The 16,183-nt window shown below is 74.6% G+C and carries 13 protein-coding genes; 5 read left to right on the forward strand and 8 right to left on the reverse strand.

Features of this window, described 5'->3' with window-relative positions; all coding sequences use genetic code 11:
* Nucleotides 1-25 precede the first annotated feature (25 nt).
* A complete protein-coding gene (locus NLX85_RS01600; protein WP_254331239.1) occupies nt 26-985 on the forward strand; it encodes a TAXI family TRAP transporter solute-binding subunit in 960 nt (319 codons plus the stop codon).
* Between the two features lie 6 nt (nt 986-991).
* Here the strand turns inward: NLX85_RS01600 and NLX85_RS01605 are convergent, their stop codons facing one another.
* Both NLX85_RS01605 and NLX85_RS01610 read right to left on the reverse strand, forming a co-directional pair.
* Nucleotides 992-2,446 (reverse strand): HAMP domain-containing sensor histidine kinase, encoded by a 1,455-nt coding sequence (locus NLX85_RS01605; protein ID WP_254331240.1) that lies wholly within the window; start codon nt 2,444-2,446, stop codon nt 992-994.
* A 10-nt stretch (nt 2,447-2,456) separates the two neighbouring features.
* Nucleotides 2,457-3,125 (reverse strand): response regulator transcription factor, encoded by a 669-nt coding sequence (locus tag NLX85_RS01610; RefSeq protein ID WP_254331241.1) that lies wholly within the window; start codon nt 3,123-3,125, stop codon nt 2,457-2,459.
* 109 nt (nt 3,126-3,234) lie between these two features.
* On the opposite strand from NLX85_RS01610, the gene NLX85_RS01615 reads away from it, so the two are divergent.
* Complete coding sequence (locus NLX85_RS01615; RefSeq protein WP_254331242.1) at nt 3,235-4,485, forward strand: glycosyltransferase family 39 protein; 1,251 nt, start codon at nt 3,235-3,237, stop codon at nt 4,483-4,485.
* Nucleotides 4,486-4,520: 35 nt separating this feature from the next.
* On the opposite strand, the gene NLX85_RS01620 is transcribed toward NLX85_RS01615, so the two are convergent.
* A complete protein-coding gene (locus NLX85_RS01620) occupies nt 4,521-4,832 on the reverse strand; it encodes a hypothetical protein (protein WP_254331243.1) in 312 nt (103 codons plus the stop codon).
* 113 nt (nt 4,833-4,945) lie between these two features.
* On the opposite strand from NLX85_RS01620, the gene NLX85_RS01625 reads away from it, so the two are divergent.
* Together NLX85_RS01625 and NLX85_RS01630 are read left to right on the forward strand one after the other, a co-directional pair.
* On the forward strand, nt 4,946-5,284 hold the full coding sequence (locus NLX85_RS01625; RefSeq protein ID WP_254331244.1) for a DUF952 domain-containing protein: 339 nt from the start codon (nt 4,946-4,948) through the stop codon (nt 5,282-5,284).
* Between the two features lie 151 nt (nt 5,285-5,435).
* Complete coding sequence (locus tag NLX85_RS01630) at nt 5,436-5,978, forward strand: acyltransferase (protein WP_091310492.1); 543 nt, start codon at nt 5,436-5,438, stop codon at nt 5,976-5,978.
* Nucleotides 5,979-6,035: 57 nt separating this feature from the next.
* Here NLX85_RS01630 and NLX85_RS01635 read toward each other — a convergent pair whose 3' ends face one another.
* The 4 genes from NLX85_RS01635 to NLX85_RS01650 form a co-directional block, all read right to left on the reverse strand.
* On the reverse strand, nt 6,036-7,784 hold the full coding sequence (locus NLX85_RS01635) for a CDP-glycerol glycerophosphotransferase family protein (protein WP_254331245.1): 1,749 nt from the start codon (nt 7,782-7,784) through the stop codon (nt 6,036-6,038).
* 200 nt (nt 7,785-7,984) lie between these two features.
* On the reverse strand, nt 7,985-9,268 hold the full coding sequence (locus NLX85_RS01640; protein ID WP_254331246.1) for a nucleotide sugar dehydrogenase: 1,284 nt from the start codon (nt 9,266-9,268) through the stop codon (nt 7,985-7,987).
* A gap of 4 nt (nt 9,269-9,272) precedes the next feature.
* Entirely contained in the window at nt 9,273-10,844 is a 1,572-nt protein-coding gene (locus NLX85_RS01645; RefSeq protein ID WP_254331247.1) for a glycosyltransferase, read from the reverse strand.
* Nucleotides 10,841-12,454 (reverse strand): glycosyltransferase family 4 protein, encoded by a 1,614-nt coding sequence (locus NLX85_RS01650; RefSeq protein WP_374628044.1) that lies wholly within the window; start codon nt 12,452-12,454, stop codon nt 10,841-10,843. The genes NLX85_RS01645 and NLX85_RS01650 overlap by 4 nt, the downstream gene beginning before the upstream one ends.
* 243 nt (nt 12,455-12,697) lie before the next feature.
* On the opposite strand from NLX85_RS01650, the gene NLX85_RS01655 reads away from it, so the two are divergent.
* A complete protein-coding gene (locus tag NLX85_RS01655; RefSeq protein WP_254331248.1) occupies nt 12,698-13,888 on the forward strand; it encodes a hypothetical protein in 1,191 nt (396 codons plus the stop codon).
* A gap of 29 nt (nt 13,889-13,917) precedes the next feature.
* Here NLX85_RS01655 and NLX85_RS01660 read toward each other — a convergent pair whose 3' ends face one another.
* Nucleotides 13,918-15,798 carry a hypothetical protein gene (locus NLX85_RS01660; RefSeq protein ID WP_254331249.1) on the reverse strand — a complete coding sequence of 627 codons (1,881 nt, stop codon included), beginning with the start codon at nt 15,796-15,798 and terminating at the stop codon, nt 13,918-13,920.
* Nucleotides 15,799-16,183 lie beyond the last annotated feature (385 nt).

Below are 16,183 nucleotides of genomic sequence, written 5' to 3' on the forward strand. Positions count from 1 at the left end.
CCGTGCACGGCGCACAGTGCAGCCCGTGAACCGACACTGGCCCGTGCCCGGCCGACGCCGGACCGCCGCCGCGACGGCGCTGGCGCTGCTGCTGGTGTCGGCGCTCGCCGGCCTGGCCGGCTGCCGGGACGAGCCCACCGAGCCGGTGCGGATCCGGATCGCCACCGGTAGCCCCACGGCCGTCTACCACGCCTTCGGCCAGTCGCTGGCCGCCCTGCTCAACCGGGAGCTGCCCGGCGTGCGGGCCAGCGTGGTGGTCACGGCGGCGTCCGCGCAGAACGTCCGGCTGGTCGGCTCCGGCGAGGCCGAGCTGGGCTTCACCCAGGCAGACGTGCTGCCGCCGCACGCGCCGGAGCACCCCACGGTGCTCGCCGTGGCCCGGGTCTACGACGACCTGCTGCACCTCGTCACCACCGCCGGCGGTCCGGTACGCACCCTCGCCGACCTGCGCGGACGGCGGGTGTCGGTGGGCGCCGACGGCTCCGGCACCGAGGTCACCGCCACCCGGCTGCTCACCGTGGCCCAGCTCGGCGGCACGGTGGTCCAGGAGCACCTCGGCCTGGACGACTCGGTGGCGGCGCTGCGCGCCGGCCGGATCGACGCCTTCTTCTTCTCCGGCGGCCTGCCGGTCCGCGGCGTCGCCGAGCTGGCCGGGCGCACCTCGGTCCGGATGGTCGACCTGGGCGAGTGGACCGAGCCGCTGCGCAGCGGCTACGGGCAGGTCTACGTGACCCGGGACATCCCCCGCTCGGTCTACGGGGCGGACCCGGTCAGCACGGTGGCGAACCCGAACTACCTGATCGTCCGCGCCGACCTGCCCGCGGAGCTGGTGCGTGAGGTGACCCGGCTGCTGATGGAGCGCCGGGAGGAGCTGGCCGCCGCGCACCCGGCGGCCGGCCGGATGAGTCCCCGGGCCGCGATCGTCACCACCCCGCTGCCGCTGCACCCGGGCGCGGCGGAGTGGTACCGGGCCACCAAACCCTGAGGCGGGTCAGCGCCGCCCGGCCTCGGAGCCGACCCGTTCCACCGGGCCGTCGCCGGGCGCGGCGGCGGGTCCGTCCGGCTCGCCCGGCTCGTCGTCGGGGGCCGGGAACCACACCTCGGCGACCAGCCCCCGGGGCTCGCCCTGGCGCATGGTGAGCCGGCCGTCGGAGGCGTCGACAAGCACCGCGACGATGGTGAGCCCGAGCCCGGCGCCGTCGACGTTCTGCACGTCCGGGGCCCGCCAGAACCGCTCGGTGGCCTGGTCGAGCTGGCTGGCCGTCATGCCGGGGCCGGTGTCCCGCACCTCCAGGGCGGTCCCGCCGTCGGCCGGCCGTACGGTGACCGTCACCGCTCCCCCGGCGCCGCTGAACTTGACCGCGTTGTCGATCAGCGCGTCGAGCGCCTGGTCGATGGCGGTCGGCACGGTCCGGGCGTACGCGGGCGCCCCGGTCGTGTCGAGCGCGAGGGTGACCGACCGGTGCCGGGCCAGCGGCAGCCAGGCCGCCACCCGCGAGGCGGCGATGCCGGCGGCCTCGACGGTGACCCGCTGGTTCTCCTCCCGCTCGGCGCGGGCCAGGGTGAGCAGCGCGTCGAGCACGGTGGCCAGCCGGTCGGTCTCCTCCAGCGCGAGCCGGTGCTCGGCCCGGCCGTCGGGGTCGGTCAGGCTGGGCCCCAGCTCCTCCACCCGCAGCCGCAACGCGGTCAGCGGGTTGCGCAGCTGGTGGCTGGCGTGCGCGACGAACGCCCGCTGCCGGTCCATCACGTCGGAGACCGCGTCGGCCATGTCGTTGAAGCTGGTCGCCAGCCGGCGCAGCTCGGGCGGGCCGAGCCGGGGGCGGACCCGGGCCCGCCGGTGGCCCTCGGCGATCTCGTGGGTGACCGCGTCCAGCTCGGTGACCGGGCGCAGCACCCAGCCGGCCAGCCCGAACGCCGTGGAGACGCAGGCCAGCACCGCGAGCAGGCCGATCCCGGCGAGCAGCAGCCACCAGGCGGTGACGGTGCGGCGCACCTTGGCCGCCGGGGTCGTGGTGATCACCGCGCCCAGCACCTCGCCGCCGTCGTTGATCGGGACCGCCACCACGAGCGGCCCGTCCACCCACGGCCACACGGACTCCGGCCCGCTGAACTGCTGCCCGGAGAGCGCGGTGTCCAGGGCCGGGTCGGTGCCCGCGCCGAACTCCCAGCGGGCCGAGGCGGCCACGGTGCGGCGGTCCCGGTCCACCACGGCCGCGCCGACGCCGTAGAGGTCGTCGTAGGCGGCCAGTTCCCCGTCCAGCGGGCCGGGGGTGCCGCCGCGCAGCGCCGGGCCGGCCAGCGAGGCGAACCGGGTGGCGTCGGCGAGCCGGTCGGCGCGGACCCGGTCGGTCTCCCGGGTGGCCAGGGTGGCCGCGAGGGGGGTCTCCAGGGCGAGCAGCACCAGCACCATCAACAGCAGGTAGCTGATCACCAGCCGGCGGCGCACCGGGGCCTCCTCACTCGCCGCGGAGCCGGTAGCCGACCCCGCGGACGGTCTCGACAAGCGTCGGGTCGCCGAGCTTGCCGCGCAGCGAGCCGACGTGCACCTCGACGGTGTGCCGGTCGGCCCAGGTGGTGCCCCAGACGTCGAGCAGGATCCGGTCCCGGGGCACGGCCACCCCGGGCTGGCGGGCCAGGGAGAGCAGGATGTCGAACTCCTTGCGGGTGAGCGCCACGGGCCGGCCCGCCACGGTGACGGTCCGGCCGCCCACGTCGATGCGGACGGCCCCCGCCTCGATGAGGTGACGTTCCGGCACGGTGTGCGCGGCCCGGCGCAGCACCGCCTCGATCCGCGCCTGGAGTTCCACCATCGAGAACGGCTTGACCACGTAGTCGTCGGCGCCCAGCCGCAGCCCGAGCACCCGGTCGCGTTCCTCGCCCCGGGCGGTGACCGCGATGATGCCGAGCTGGCTGCTGCGGCGGCGCAGCTCCCGGCACAGGTCGGTGCCGTCGCCGTCGGGCAGGGTCAGGTCGAGCAGCACCAGGTCGCACGGGGCGGCGGAGAGCGCGGCCTGGACGGTGGCGGCGTGCTCCACCTCGTATCCGCGCCGGGTCAGCGCGGACGACAGGGCGGCGGCCACCCGACGATCGTCCTCGACCAGGAGGATCCGCACCCGTGTCTCCATCCGCTCGACGTGCTGCCCTGCGAATGGTGGCAGACACGGCCGGACAAGGGGAGACCCCGGGCGCACCGTCGAGGCGGCGGACGCCGCTGGTGAGCTAAGGTTCCGCTCTGTGTCCGCAGCTGCCACCACACCTGACTTCCCGGCCACCGGCCCCGTCGGCGCCTCGTCCGCCGGCCCCGACCGTCCCGGTGGCGCCGGCGGTTCCGTGGACGCGGACGGCCGGGCGGACGATCGCCCGGCCCTGTGGCGGCGGTACCCGGCCGCGACGGCGCTCGTGCTCTACGCCCTGCTCCGGCTCAGCGGGCTGGTCATCCTCGCGATCTTCGCCCACCGGGCGGGGGCCGACTTCTGGTCCCTGCTGAACAACCGCTTCGACGCCCTCCGGTACGTCCAGGTCGCCGAGGACGGGTACGACAAGGGGTTGACCGCCGACCACCCGGAGGTGTTGAAGAGCAATCTGTCCAACCTGCCGTTCTTCCCGCTCTATCCGGGCCTGATCGCGTTGGTCACCGCGGTCACCCCGTTCTCCGCCTCGGTCTCGGCGCTGATCGTGTCGTGGACGGCCGGGCTGGCCGCCGCGTGGGGCATCTACGCCGTCGGCGCGCACGTGGCGTCCCGCCGGGTCGGGCTGATCCTGGTCGCCCTCTGGGCGCTCCTGCCGCACGCCGTCGTGCAGAACATGGCCTACACCGAGACGATCTTCACGGCGCTCGTGGCGTGGACGCTGTACGCCCTGCTGCGCCGGCAGTGGCTGACCGCCGGTCTGCTCTGTCTGGTCGCCGGCCTGTCCCGGCCCACCGCCACCACGGTGGCCGCCGCCGTGGGGTTGACCGCGCTGGTGGCGATCGTCCGTCGCCAGGACGGCTGGCGGCCGTGGGCGGCGGCGGCGCTCTCCCCCCTCGGCTACCTGGGCTACCTGGCCTGGGTCGGGCATCGCCTGGGCCGCCTCGACGGCTACTTCTACCTCCAGGAGACGACCTGGCGGATCGGCTTCGACGGCGGAGCCTCGACATTCACGGCGTTCAAGCAGGTGCTGACCGAGCCGGAGAGCCTCGTCTCCTACATGTCCACCCTGCTGATGGGCCTGGCCGTGGTGCTCATCGTGCTGCTCGTGGCGCACCGGTATCCGCTGCCCCTGGTGGTCTACTCGATCGCGTTCTTCCTCATCACCGTCGGGACCGAGAACTACTACTGGGCGAAGGGCCGCTACCTGGTTCCGGCCTTCGCCCTGCTCCTGCCCATCGCCGTCGGGCTGGCGAAGGCCCGCCGGAGCACCCTGCTGGCGGTGCTCGGGTTCCTCCTGCTCGCCTCGGGCTGGTACGGCACGTACCTGAGCCTGGTCTGGCACGCGTCGCCCTGACCGGCCCCGCCGCCCCGACCCCTGACCGGCCGCCGTCAGATGCCGAAGACCTCGTCCGCCGTGGCGTCCCGGACCCCGTCGGTGAAGCCGCGGAAGCCCGGGTCGGCGTGACTGGCCGGCACGCTCGTCACGTTCTCGCCGGTGGCCTCGGTGACGGCGTCGACCAGCGGCGGGAAGTCGATCTCGGCGTCGTTGAAGGAGTCGTCGTCGGCCTGCCCGAGGTTGATCACCTGCTGGACGTCGTCGGTCGGGGTGTCCGGGTCACCGGCCCAGTCGGCGCCCGCCCGGTAGCACTCGTCGTAGACGCCCCGCTGGCCGTCGGTCCAGTCGTCGTCGTAGCTCTGCATGCCCACCCCTCCGCGGCCGCCGCACCCCGAGCATGCCGGCTCCGGGTGTGCGGCCGGGGGCGTACACCGGAACCGGCCCACGGCGGGCGGGCGCCGGTCTCTAGGCTGCGGTGGTGATCTACAAGATTCTGGCCACCAGCGAGTGGGAGCAGGCGCAGGCGGCCGGGCGGTTCACCGGCACCGCGATGGACCAGCAGGACGGCTTCATCCACCTGTCGGCGGCGGACCAGGTGGTGGAGACGGCCCGCCGGGTCTTCGCCGGGGTCGCCGGCCTCACCCTGCTCGCGGTGGACGAGGCGCGGCTCGGCGACGCGCTGCGCTGGGAGGTGTCCCGCGGCGGGGCGCTCTTCCCCCACCTCTACGCCGCGCTGCCGGTCGACGCGGTGCTGGCCGCGCACGCCCTGCCCGCCGACCGGCCCGCCGCCGACGCGGTGGCGGAACTGGTCGCCTGACGGCTCGTTATGCTGCGTCGAGCCCGCCCGCCGGCTCCGGAAGTCCGGCGCGGCCGGGTGGTCCTGGCCCGGCCGGGCGCGCGGCGGTCAACCGGCGCGGCCGCCCGGCACCGACGGCGCGACGACGCGCCCTGCGACGATGCGAGATGACATGACTGACACCACCAACCGGTCCGCCTCCGTCTTCGTCCACCCGACGGCCGACGTGGAGGACGGCGCCCAGGTCGGCGACGGCACCAAGGTCTGGCACCTGGCCCACGTCCGGTCGAGCGCCCAGGTCGGCGCCGGCTGCGTGATCGGCCGCAACGTGTACGTCGACGCGAACGTCACCGTCGGCGACCGCGTGAAGATCCAGAACAACGTCTCGGTCTACCAGGGCGTCACCATCGAGGACGAGGTCTTCGTCGGCCCGTGCGCGGTGTTCACCAACGACTTCCGCCCGCGCGCCCAGAACCCCGACTGGACGATCACCCCGACCATGGTCCGCCGGGGCGCCTCGATCGGCGCCAACGCCACCCTGGTCTGCGGCATCGAGGTGGGCGAGTACGCGATGATCGCCGCCGGCTCGGTGGTGACGAAGGACGTCAAGCCGTACCAACTGGTGGCCGGCAACCCGGCCCGGCCGAAGGGCTGGGTCGACGAGAAGGGCGAGGTCGTCTCCCGGGACGTCGACAACCCGCCGCACCAGGGCTGAGCGCGCGACGGGGGCGGCGACCGGACCGGTCGCCGCCCCCGTGCCCCGCGGCGCCGGTCAGCCGCAGAGCCGGTCGATCTCGTCCCGGAACCGGTCCATCGGGTTCACCCCGGCCGGGCCGAGCAGGTACGCCTTCAGCTCCCGCCGCGCCCCGGTCATCGGGTCGTCCCCGGCCCGGGTGACGGCCAAGACCTCCGGCAGCTCGCCGCAGTCGGCGGAGAGCAGGTACGCCGCGCGCGCCGTGGGGAAGGTCCGGCGGAACTCGTCCGCCGGCAGGCCGGCCGGGTTGGCCACCACGTACGGCCGCTCGCTCTGCACCCAGTCGGAGACCACGCTGGAGACGTCGCTGACCAGCAGGTCGGTCACGTTGAAGCAGTCGAACAGGGCCGGGGTCCGGCCGGTGACCACGAGGTGCGCGGCGCCGTCCAGCGACGTCGGGCCGGTCCGGCCGCCCGCCGCCCGGATCCGGGCGACGATCCGCTCGTGCGCCGCCCGCGCCTTCCTCGACCGGGTGCCGGTCAGCGGGTGCGGTTTGTAGATCAGCCGCAGGTCGCCGGCGGCGAGCAGCCCGGACACGATCCGCTCCCCCATCAGCACCAGCGAGGTGTGGTACGGGTCGTCGTCCAGCCAGCCCTCCCAGGTGGGGGCGTAGAGCACGGTGAACACGTGGTCGGCGGCGCCCGAGCCGAAGGTGTGCACCCCGCCGAGTTGCGGCCGGCCGATCTCCACGATGTCGCGGTCCAGCACGCCCACCCCGGCCCGGGCGTACCGCTCCCGGCCGGCCGGACCGGCCACCCAGACCTCGTCGTAGACCTTGCTGTACGGGTTGACGCTGGCCTGCTTGTCGCTGTCGCCGTGGCCCACGAAGACGTGCTTCACGCCCGGCTCGCGCAGCAGGTGGATGTTGGCGCCGGCGTTGGCCACGTAGAGGGCGACCCGGATCGGGGCCAGGTCGAGGTTCATGAAGTCGACCCCGGCCGGTACGCAAATCACCGGTAGCCGGGTGTCGGCCAGCGCACGGAACGCCTCCTCGGAGCGCAGCAGCACCACCGCGCGCCGGCCGGCCGCCTCGACCGGGGCGAGCCACATGTTGACCTGGTAGACGTCCTTGGCCGGCCCGGCGAAGTAGAGCGCCACCTCGGGCCGCTCCCGGGCCAGCCAGTCGTGCACGGCGGGCAGCACGCCGGGGGCCTCGCCCCGGCCGGGCCGCCGGGTGAGCGTCAGCACCGCGGCGGTGACCAGCCCGGCGGCCAGGGTGACCACGCCGGTGACCACCACCGGGGCGACCCGGTCGACGGCCGCGGCCACCACGGCCGCCGGCACGAGCAGCACGTTGAGCAGGGGCAGCCGCAGGCCGGCCAGGCGCCCTGCCCAGGCCGGCGGGACCGGCGCCCGGCGCAGCGCGCCGAGGTCGAGGTTGCGGGTCAGCGCCGGGGTGGCGGCCCGCCCGTCGACCGCCCGGGCCAGCGCCGCGGTGCCGACGGCAACGGTCCAGAGGGCGGCCGGCAGCAGCAGCACCGCGACCGTGCCGGCCCGGCCGGGGCGGACCGCGCTCACCACCAGCAGCACCACGGACAGGTCGCGGACCAGGCGCCGGAAGACCAGCCCGAGGCCGGCCTTGCGGAGCAGCCCGCCGGTCTCGGCGTACCGGGTGGCGAGGGTCAGCTCACCGGCGAGGACCACCGCCGCGGCGACCGCGTACGGGACCACCAGACCGAGGACCCCGGACAGGATCATGACCCCGTAGCCGAGCAGCGTCAGGCCCACGGCGGCGAAACCCCGCTGGCTGCGCACTCTGCTGAACAACGGCACGCTCCCTGTCTGCCCACCGGCGGCGAGCCGGCCCGACAGCGGGGCAGCCGCGACCTGGAAACGGGGCAAGCAGGACAAGTATCGCCGGGGTGCCGGACGGGCGAACGGCCGTTGGACGACGCTCACCCCGGCGGGCGGCGCGACGCAGCGGGCCCCGGCCGTCACACGGCCGGGGCCCGGAGGCTGCGGGCGGGTCAGCCGCCGATGACCACCCGGCGGACGCCGGTCCAGCGCGCCGGGTCGGTGACGCGGCGGCCGTCGACAAGCACCGTCACGCCCGGCAGGTCGGCCGGGGTGAGGTTGCGGTACTCGGCGTGGTCGGCCTGGATCACCGCGGCGCCGACCGGCTCGCCCTGGTAGCCGGGGAGGCCGTGCGCGGCCAGCTCCTCGTTGGAGTACATCGGGTCGGCGACGTACGGGACGGCGCCCCGCGCACGCAGCGCCTCGACGGTCGGGAAGACGCCGGAGAAGGCGGTCTCCTTGACGCCGCCCCGGTAGGCCGCGCCGAGCACCAGCACGCCCACCCCGGTCAGGTCCCCGTACGCGGCGGCGAGCAGGTCGACGGCGTACTCCGGCATGGCGGCGTTGGCCTCGCGGGCCGAGCGGACCACGGTGGCCGCCGGGTCGTTCCACAGGTACATCCGCGGGTAGATCGGGATGCAGTGCCCGCCGACGGCGATGCCCGGCGAGTGGATGTGGCTGTACGGCTGGGTGTTGCAGGCCTCGATGACCTTGGTTACGTCGACGCCCACGGTGTCGGCGAAGCGGGCGAACTGGTTCGCCAGGCCGATGTTGACGTCCCGGTAGGTCGTCTCGGCGAGCTTGGCCAGCTCGGACGCCTCGGCCGAGCCGAGGTCCCAGACGCCGTTCGGGCGGTCGAGGTCCGGGCGCTCGTCGAAGTCGAGCACCGCCTCGTAGAAGCGCACGCCGTGCGCGGCCGACGCCTCGTCGATGCCACCGACCAGCTTGGGGTAGCGGCGCAGGTCGGCGAAGACCCGGCCGGTGAGCACCCGCTCCGGGCTGAACACCAGGTGGAAGTCCTGGCCGGCGGTCAGGCCGGAGCCCTCCTCCAGCATCGGCGCCCAGCGGTTGCGGGTGGTGCCGACCGGCAGCGTGGTCTCGTAGCTGACCAGGGTGCCCGGCTTGAGCCCGCGGGCGATGGCCCGGGTGGCGTCGTCCATCCAGCCGAAGTCCGGCACGCCCTCGGCGTCCACGAAGAGCGGCACGACCACGACGACCGCCTCGGACTCGGCGACCGCGGCGGCCGTGTCGGTGGTGGCCGACAGCAGCCCGGCGGCGACCGCCTCCTTCAGCTTGACGTCCAGGTCGGCCTCGCCGGGGAACGGCACGGCACCGTCGTTGACCAGCTGGACGACCCGCTCGGAGACGTCGGCACCGAGCACCCGGTGCCCCTTCGAGGCGAACTGCACGGCGAGCGGCAGACCGATCTTGCCGAGCGCGACGACGCAGATGTTCATGAAACTACTTTCCTCCAGAGGGCCAGATTCGGCGCAGGCGGGCAAGGAACCGACCGGGGGTCACCGGCGTGATCGCGACGATCACCTGGCCCTTGTGATTGGTGGTGGGCGTGACGAGGTGGAACCGGACGCCGTGCCGGGCCAGCAGCCGGGGCGCCGCGACGCGGCGGTCCGTGCGCAGCGGCGCCGAGGCCGTCCCGCCCAGCGCGGTCACCTTGGCACGCACCACCCGGCGCTCGCCGTTCGCCGCGACGACCGCGAGCAGCCGGTCCATCGCGAAGTCCGTCCGTACGACGGTACCGGTGCCCTCGGGAGCGACCGACGTCACACCCGCCAACTCGCCGACGCTGACCTGGATGGCCTCGGCGGACAGCTCGGACAGCTCGGCCCAGCGGCTGTGTGCGGTGACCACGAGCGCGCGGGCGCCGGTGGCGTCCCGCCCCCAGTCCAGCCCGGTGGCGGTCAGCTTCGCCAGCGCCTTGGCGGCCTGGTCGGTGATGTCGTACCAGTCGTCCGGGTAGCCGAACGCCGGGTCGCGGAAGCCGACGTGGTGGGCGTACCAGCGGCCGTCCTCGACGGTGACCTCGGGCAGCACCTTGTCGGACTGCTGCCGGATCAGCTCACGGAGCTGCGCCAGGTCGCCGTCGCGGGCGACCGCCACCCGCACCCGCACGTCGCGCGCCATCCGGGCCAGGACGCCCTCGGTCAGGTACGCCTCGGCGAGCTTGCGGACCCGGTCGTGGACGTGCTGCTGGACGTCCGGGGAGAGCTCCAGGAACTCCGCCCGGAGCAGCTTCGCCACCTCCCAGCTGAAGTGGCGCAGCAGCACCGCCTCCCGGCGCGGGCCCGGCTCGATCAGCCCGGCCACGAAGCCGACCAGCTCCTCGGCGCAGCGCAGCCGCTCCTCGAAGCGGCTCGCGTAGGTGATGTTCTGCGCGTTCTCCCGCTTGACCGCGTAGTAGTACTCGTAGTCGGCGAGGACGGAGACCTTCTTCGCCCGGAAGCACGCCTCCAGCGTGAACGGCTGGTCGCTGCCCATCGGCATGTCGGTGCGGAACCGCAGGCCGTGGCGCTCGACCAGGTCCCGCCGGAAGAGCTTGGTGTTCGACAGCGACCAGGGCAACTCGCTGTCGAAGAGGTCGACCTGTTCCGCGGTGCTCGCGTAGATCGCCTGGTGCACGTAGCGCTTGTTGGTGCCGACCATCCGGCCGAGCACCACGTCGGACTCCCACCGGTCGGCGGCGGCCACCAGGCGCTCCAGCGCCTCCGGCCCGAGGTGGTCGTCGGAGCCGATGAAGAAGACGTACCGGCCGCGGGCGTGGTCCAGCCCGAGGTTGCTCGGGGCGGCCGGGCCGCCGGAGTTGGCCTGGTGCAGCACCCGGACCGTGTCCGGGTAGCGGGCGGCGAAGCGGTCCAGCTCGGCGCCGCTGCCGTCGGTGGAGCCGTCGTCGACGGCCAGGACCTCCAGCCGGTCCAGCCCGATGGTCTGCCCGACCAGCGACTCCAGGCAGGTGGTCAGGTACGGCATGGTGTTGTAGACGGCCACGACCACCGTCACGTCCGGCACCCGGCTCATGCGCCCGCCCCCACCGAGGTCGGGGCCGGGTCGCCGGCCGGGGCCGGGCGCGGCGGGGCGTCGGGCAGCAGCCGGGAGTAGACGCCGTCGAGCACCTGCGCCTGCGCCTCCCAGGTCCAGCCGGCCAGCAGTCCGGGCCGGTCGTACGCGGCGCGGTAGCGCTCCGGGTCGGCGAGCACCGCGCTGACCGCCCGGACGAAGTCGGCCACGTCCTCGGCCGTGAACACCTCGCCCTGCCCGGTCTCCCGGACAGTGTCCGCCATCGTCCGCACGTCGGAGACGACCAGCGGGAGGCGGGCGTGTGAATACTCGAAGAACTTGGTGATCAGGGCGATCTCGTGGTTGGGCCAGTGCTGGATCGGGATGACGCCGACCTGCGCGCCGGACAGGAACCGGACCACCTGGTGGTGCGGAACGTAGGGCAGCAGATGCACCCGGTCCGCCACGCCCAGCTCACCGGCCCGGGTGACCAGGCCCTTGACGTACGCCGACGTGGGCTTGTTGACCACGAACGCGACGTGCGCGCCGGGCAGCCGGGGCAGCGCCTCGACCATCACGCCGAGGCCGCGCTTGGCGGCGGCCACCCCGCTGTAGACCAGCAGCGGGGTCTCCGGGCCGATGCCGCAGAGCGCCCGGATGTCCGGCACCGGCTCACCCGCGTCGGCCGGCAACTCGTCCACCGCCGGGGCGTTGAGCACCACCGCCGGGCGCTCGGCCAGCCCGTGCTCCCGCTGGAGCAGGTCGGCCAGGCCGCCGGAGACGGTCATCGTGGCGTCCGCGTACGGCACGTACTCCCGCTCGTGGGCCACGTTGCCGGGCAGCCAGCGGGCGTTGTCCCGCCACGGCTGCACGCCGGGCAGGTACTCGTGGGCGTCCCACACCAGCGCGATCCGGCGGCCCTTCGCGGCGGCCCGGATCTTGGCGCGGGCGCCGACGCCGATCATCCGGAAGTCGTTGGCGTGGATCACGTCCGGGGCCAGCTCGTCGACGACCGGGCCGTAGGCCAGTTCGTAGTCCCACAGCCCCGGCTCCAGGCGGCGCCACGCGCCGTCGCCGCGCAGCCGCTGCCAGAACAGCGTGTACGCCCGGTCCCAGGGACCGTCGAGCTTGCGGCTCTTCCGGGCCTGGTTGAGCTGCCGGTTGCGGAAGCCCACCCACTTGCGGGTCAGGCCGGCGAGCTTCTCCTCGGCGCGCAGCGCCGCCCAGGGCAGGCCACCGGGCCGGCCGGCGCCGGACTCCCGGGCCGCGGTGGTCAGCGCCGCCCGCCGGACCGCCAGGTCGGCCCGCCAGGCCTTCACGGCCTGGGTGCGGTGGGCGGCGATGCCGGACGGCGGGTAGGCGAGCGGCCGGCGCAGCCACACCCGCCGGAACTCGTGCCGGCGCTTGGCGAGCGGCTCGGGCATCGGGATCAGGCGGACCTCGGCGTCGCCGAGCCGCCACTGCTGCGGCTGCCCGACGGGCGCGCGCCCGAGGAGGACGACGTCCCAGCCGGCCTCGGCCGCCGAGCGGGCGGCCTTCTGTACCCGGGAATCACCGATGACCCCGTTGTCCACCAGCATGACGACCCGTCCCCGGGTGGCCGCCGCTGCGGTCGTGCCGTCAGATCGCATTCCTTGCCCGTCTCCGTCGTCGCCAGCACCGCGCCCGCGGACCCGAGCGAGTCTACGACAACGGATCGGCGCGAAACGTCCACCGCCGTCGGCGGTCCGCGCCAACGCGCGCCGGTTGCTACCCTCCATGCTGTTCAACGACCGGCGACGTCTCCCGTTCGCGGGCCGGGCCGGCCCAGCGGCCTCCCGACGCGCTCGGCGAGCCGTCGGATCGCCCCAGCTCAGCGCGGACGGGATCGCACAATGGACGTGGTGACGACCGAGGAACCGAGCCGGCCGACGCCGGCCCAGCCCGCGGCGCCGGCGACCCCGGACCCACGCCGCCCCGGCCCCGGACAGCGGCTGCGGGCCGCTGCCCGGCACGCGCTGCCCGCGCTCGTGGTCTACGGCGTGATCCGCCTCGTCGGGCTGCTCACCGTCTACGTGTGGGCGCGCAACGTGGGCGCGTCCCCGAGCGATCGGCTCACCCGGTACGACGGCAACTGGTACCTCGCGATCGCCCAGCACGGGTACGACGGGTACGAGAAGACGCAGAGCAACATGGCGTTCTTCCCGCTCTACCCCGGCCTGACCGCCGGCCTCGACCGGATCTCCCCGCTCAGCACGCACGACGCGGCCCTGATCGTGGCGTGGCTCGCCGGGCTGGCGGCCGCCTGGGGCCTCTTCGCGATCGGCGCGCACCTGCACGACCGGCGCACCGGGGTCCTGCTCGCCGCACTCTGGGCGGCGCTGCCGCACGGCGTGGTGGAGTCGATGGGCTACAGCGAGAGCCTGTTCACCGCCCTCGCCGCCTGGACGCTGTACGCGCTGCTGCGCCGCCACTGGGTCACCGCGGGGGTGGTCTGCCTGTTCGCCGGCCTGACCCGGCCGACCGCCTCGTCGCTGATCCCGGTGGTGGGGCTGGCCGCGCTGATCGCGGTCGTCCGGCGCCGGGACGGCTGGCGGCCCTGGGTCGCCATGCTGCTCGCGCCGGCCGGCTGGCTCGGCTACCTGGCCTGGGTGGGCACGCGGACCGGGCGCCCGGACGGCTGGTTCCACATCCAGTCCGCCGGTTGGGGCACCAGCTTCGACTTCGGCGACTACACCCTCCACCGCGGGCAGGCGGTGCTGGCGCAGTCGACCCCGCCACAGATGCTGATGGTGAGCGTGGTGGGGCTGCTCGCGGTGATGTTCCTCGTGCTGAGCGTGCTCGACCGGCAGCCCTGGCAACTGCTGCTGTACAGCGGGTTGCTGCTGGTCACCACGCTGGGCTCGGCGGGCTACTACCACTCCAAGGCGCGGTTCCTGCTGCCGGCGTTCGCGCTGCTGCTTCCGGCGGCCGTCGGCCTGGCGCGGGCGGGCCGGGCCCGGGCGGTCACCGTGCTCGTGGCGCTGACCGCCTTCTCCGCGTACTTCGGCGGCTACCTGCTGCTGATCTGGAAGGGGTCGCCGTAACCGTCAACCGGTGACGGGCGGCACGCCCCTCACCGCGTGAACGGCCGGACGTCCCAGAGCCAGACGTCGTCCACCCGCTGTCCCGGGCCGTACAACGCGTCCAGGACGATCTTCAGGTTGTCGCGCCCGCGGGGTCCCCGGTCGGGCAGCGCCACGGCGTCGGCCTTCCAGTACCGGACGTCGGACCGTGCCTGGGCGACGTCCGCCGGGCCGACCGCCGTGTCCCGTTCCCCGCGCGAGACGGCGGTGAGCAGCTTCGCGGTCGGCTGCGGCTCCACGCCCCAGCGGCCGGTGGCGTCGGTGGCGGAGACCGGGCCGAGGAAGTAGCCCTCCGGCACGGCGAAACCGGCCACCGCGGCGGAACTCCAGTAGAGCGAGGTCATCCCGCGGACCGGCACCGGCACCAGGGTGCGGCCGGGGGCCACGTGGTCCTGCCACGCGCCGCTGGTGACGAAGTCCGGGACGGGGACCCGGCCGCGGACCTCCAGCGGGGTGGGCAGGATCGGCAGCAGCGCGGCGAGCGCCGCCACCGCGGCCAGCCGGGGGACCAGGCGGGCTTCGCCCGCGTCGGTCACCCGCATCCGGCCGAGGCGGTCGCCGGTGACCGCGAACAGCACGCCGAGCGCCGCGGTCGTGATCAGCGCGAACCGGGCGACCACCACCGAGTCGAAGATCGGCAGGTCGCTCAGCAGCGCGAACGGCGCCGGCACGTCGGTACGCCTGCTGCCCCAGGTCCAGGTGGTGCCGACCGAGAGGACGGCGGAGACCGCCGTCACCACGCCCAGCACCCGGACGACGATCTCGCGGCGCAGCCACCAGCAGGCGGCCAGCGCCAGCACCACCACCGACCAGCCGTAGAAGCTCGACTGCTCGGTGGTGTTCGGGCCCCACGGCAGCGCGCTGGCCCGTCCACCGGCCACCGACTCGGTGGCGTAGCGCACGAACGAGCCGACGGTCAGCGCGTAGACGTCGGGGTCGCCGGGGTGCCCGACCCGGTGCTGCGGCCCGGCGAACTGCATCCACAGCGGGTACGCGGCGGCGGCTCCGACCAGCACACCGGTGATCGCGAGCCCGCCGAGCAGCGCCGGGGCCCGTCCCAGTGCCGCGCGCGGCCGGAAGACCAGGTATCCGAGCAGCATCAGCAGGCAGCCGAGCGCCGTCAGGAACAGGATCTCCAGGCTCACGAAGAACTGCGCCACCACGAGCCCTCCCAGCACCAGCCCGTCGCGGACCGGGCGGGCGTCGCGGGCCAGCCTGACGACCCGCCACAGGATGAACGGCACCAGCCACTGGGCGGTGATGTGCGGATGCCCGTTGCTGTGCGAGACGAGGGCCGGCGCGAAGGCGCAGAACAGGCCGCCCACGAAGGCCGCGGCCCGGGACGACACCAGATGCCGGGAGAGCACGTGGTACCAGGCGTATCCGGTGCCGGCCAGGTTGAGCGTGATGAAGAGCAGGTACGAGAAGGGCGCGCCGAACAGGAGGGTGAACGGCGACAGGACCAGGCCGGGAAGCTGCATCCCCACGTTGGTCATCAGGTTGACGCCGGCCGGGGCGTTCTGCAGCGTGGTGAAGAACGGATTCTCCAGGTGGCTGACCGCGTGCGCGGCGTAGGCCAGCATCCACTCGTTGAAGCCCTGGTCGTCGGGCCGGCTGCCGAGCAGCCGGCCGCCCGGATCGAGCCAGCCACGGGCGGTCACCCACAGGGCGCCGGCCAGGTAGACCGAGGCGGCCAGCAGGTCCGGGCGCGGCCGGCGCCGGCGTGCGGGGGCGGCCGGCGACCCGGCCGGGCGCCGCGCCGCGTCGACCGGCGGCTCGGTCCGGTCGGGGGCCGCCTCGACGGTGGCGGCGGCCACCGGTCCGGCGTCGGCGGAGACGCGGGTCCGGCCGTCAGGGCCCGAGGCCGTCATATCGCCATATTCTACGCAGATCACCCCCCTGGTCAGGCGCGCCACGCCCGGACGGGGGCGCCCCGGCCGCGCCGGCGGGCGTCACGGGAGCCGGTACGGGGCGGACGGCCGCGCACGTTCGGTTAGGGTGGTGCGCTGTGTCCCGCCCTCGCGCCGCTCGTCGCCGTCCGCACCGGTCGGGCGCGGATGACCGGAACCGTCCGGTGGCGTCGCGCACCGTCCCCCGCCGACCGCCACCGCGTGCGTCGTCCGGCGCCGGCCAGGGCACTACTATTTCCAGGGCGCCCGCCCACGACCCGGGCCTTCGCAGCCGGCGCGCCGAGCTGAACACGGCCACCGGCCCCCGCCGCCGGTGCCAGATCCACCCGTAGTCCCCGTCGCAGAT

This window comes from Micromonospora sp. A3M-1-15 (assembly GCF_024213425.1).
Taxonomy (GTDB): domain Bacteria; phylum Actinomycetota; class Actinomycetes; order Mycobacteriales; family Micromonosporaceae; genus Micromonospora; species Micromonospora chersina.

Coding starts and splice junctions, on each gene's coding strand:
- NLX85_RS01655 (WP_254331248.1), top strand. CDS start 12,698: ATGGACGTGGTGACGACCGAGGAACCGAGCCGGCCGACGCCGGCCCAG.
- NLX85_RS01620 (WP_254331243.1), bottom strand. CDS start 4,832: ATGCAGAGCTACGACGACGACTGGACCGACGGCCAGCGGGGCGTCTAC.
- NLX85_RS01645 (WP_254331247.1), bottom strand. CDS start 10,844: ATGAGCCGGGTGCCGGACGTGACGGTGGTCGTGGCCGTCTACAACACC.
- NLX85_RS01630 (WP_091310492.1), top strand. CDS start 5,436: ATGACTGACACCACCAACCGGTCCGCCTCCGTCTTCGTCCACCCGACG.
- NLX85_RS01660 (WP_254331249.1), bottom strand. CDS start 15,798: ATGACGGCCTCGGGCCCTGACGGCCGGACCCGCGTCTCCGCCGACGCC.
- NLX85_RS01650 (WP_374628044.1), bottom strand. CDS start 12,454: ATGCGATCTGACGGCACGACCGCAGCGGCGGCCACCCGGGGACGGGTC.
- NLX85_RS01640 (WP_254331246.1), bottom strand. CDS start 9,268: ATGAACATCTGCGTCGTCGCGCTCGGCAAGATCGGTCTGCCGCTCGCC.
- NLX85_RS01610 (WP_254331241.1), bottom strand. CDS start 3,125: ATGGAGACACGGGTGCGGATCCTCCTGGTCGAGGACGATCGTCGGGTG.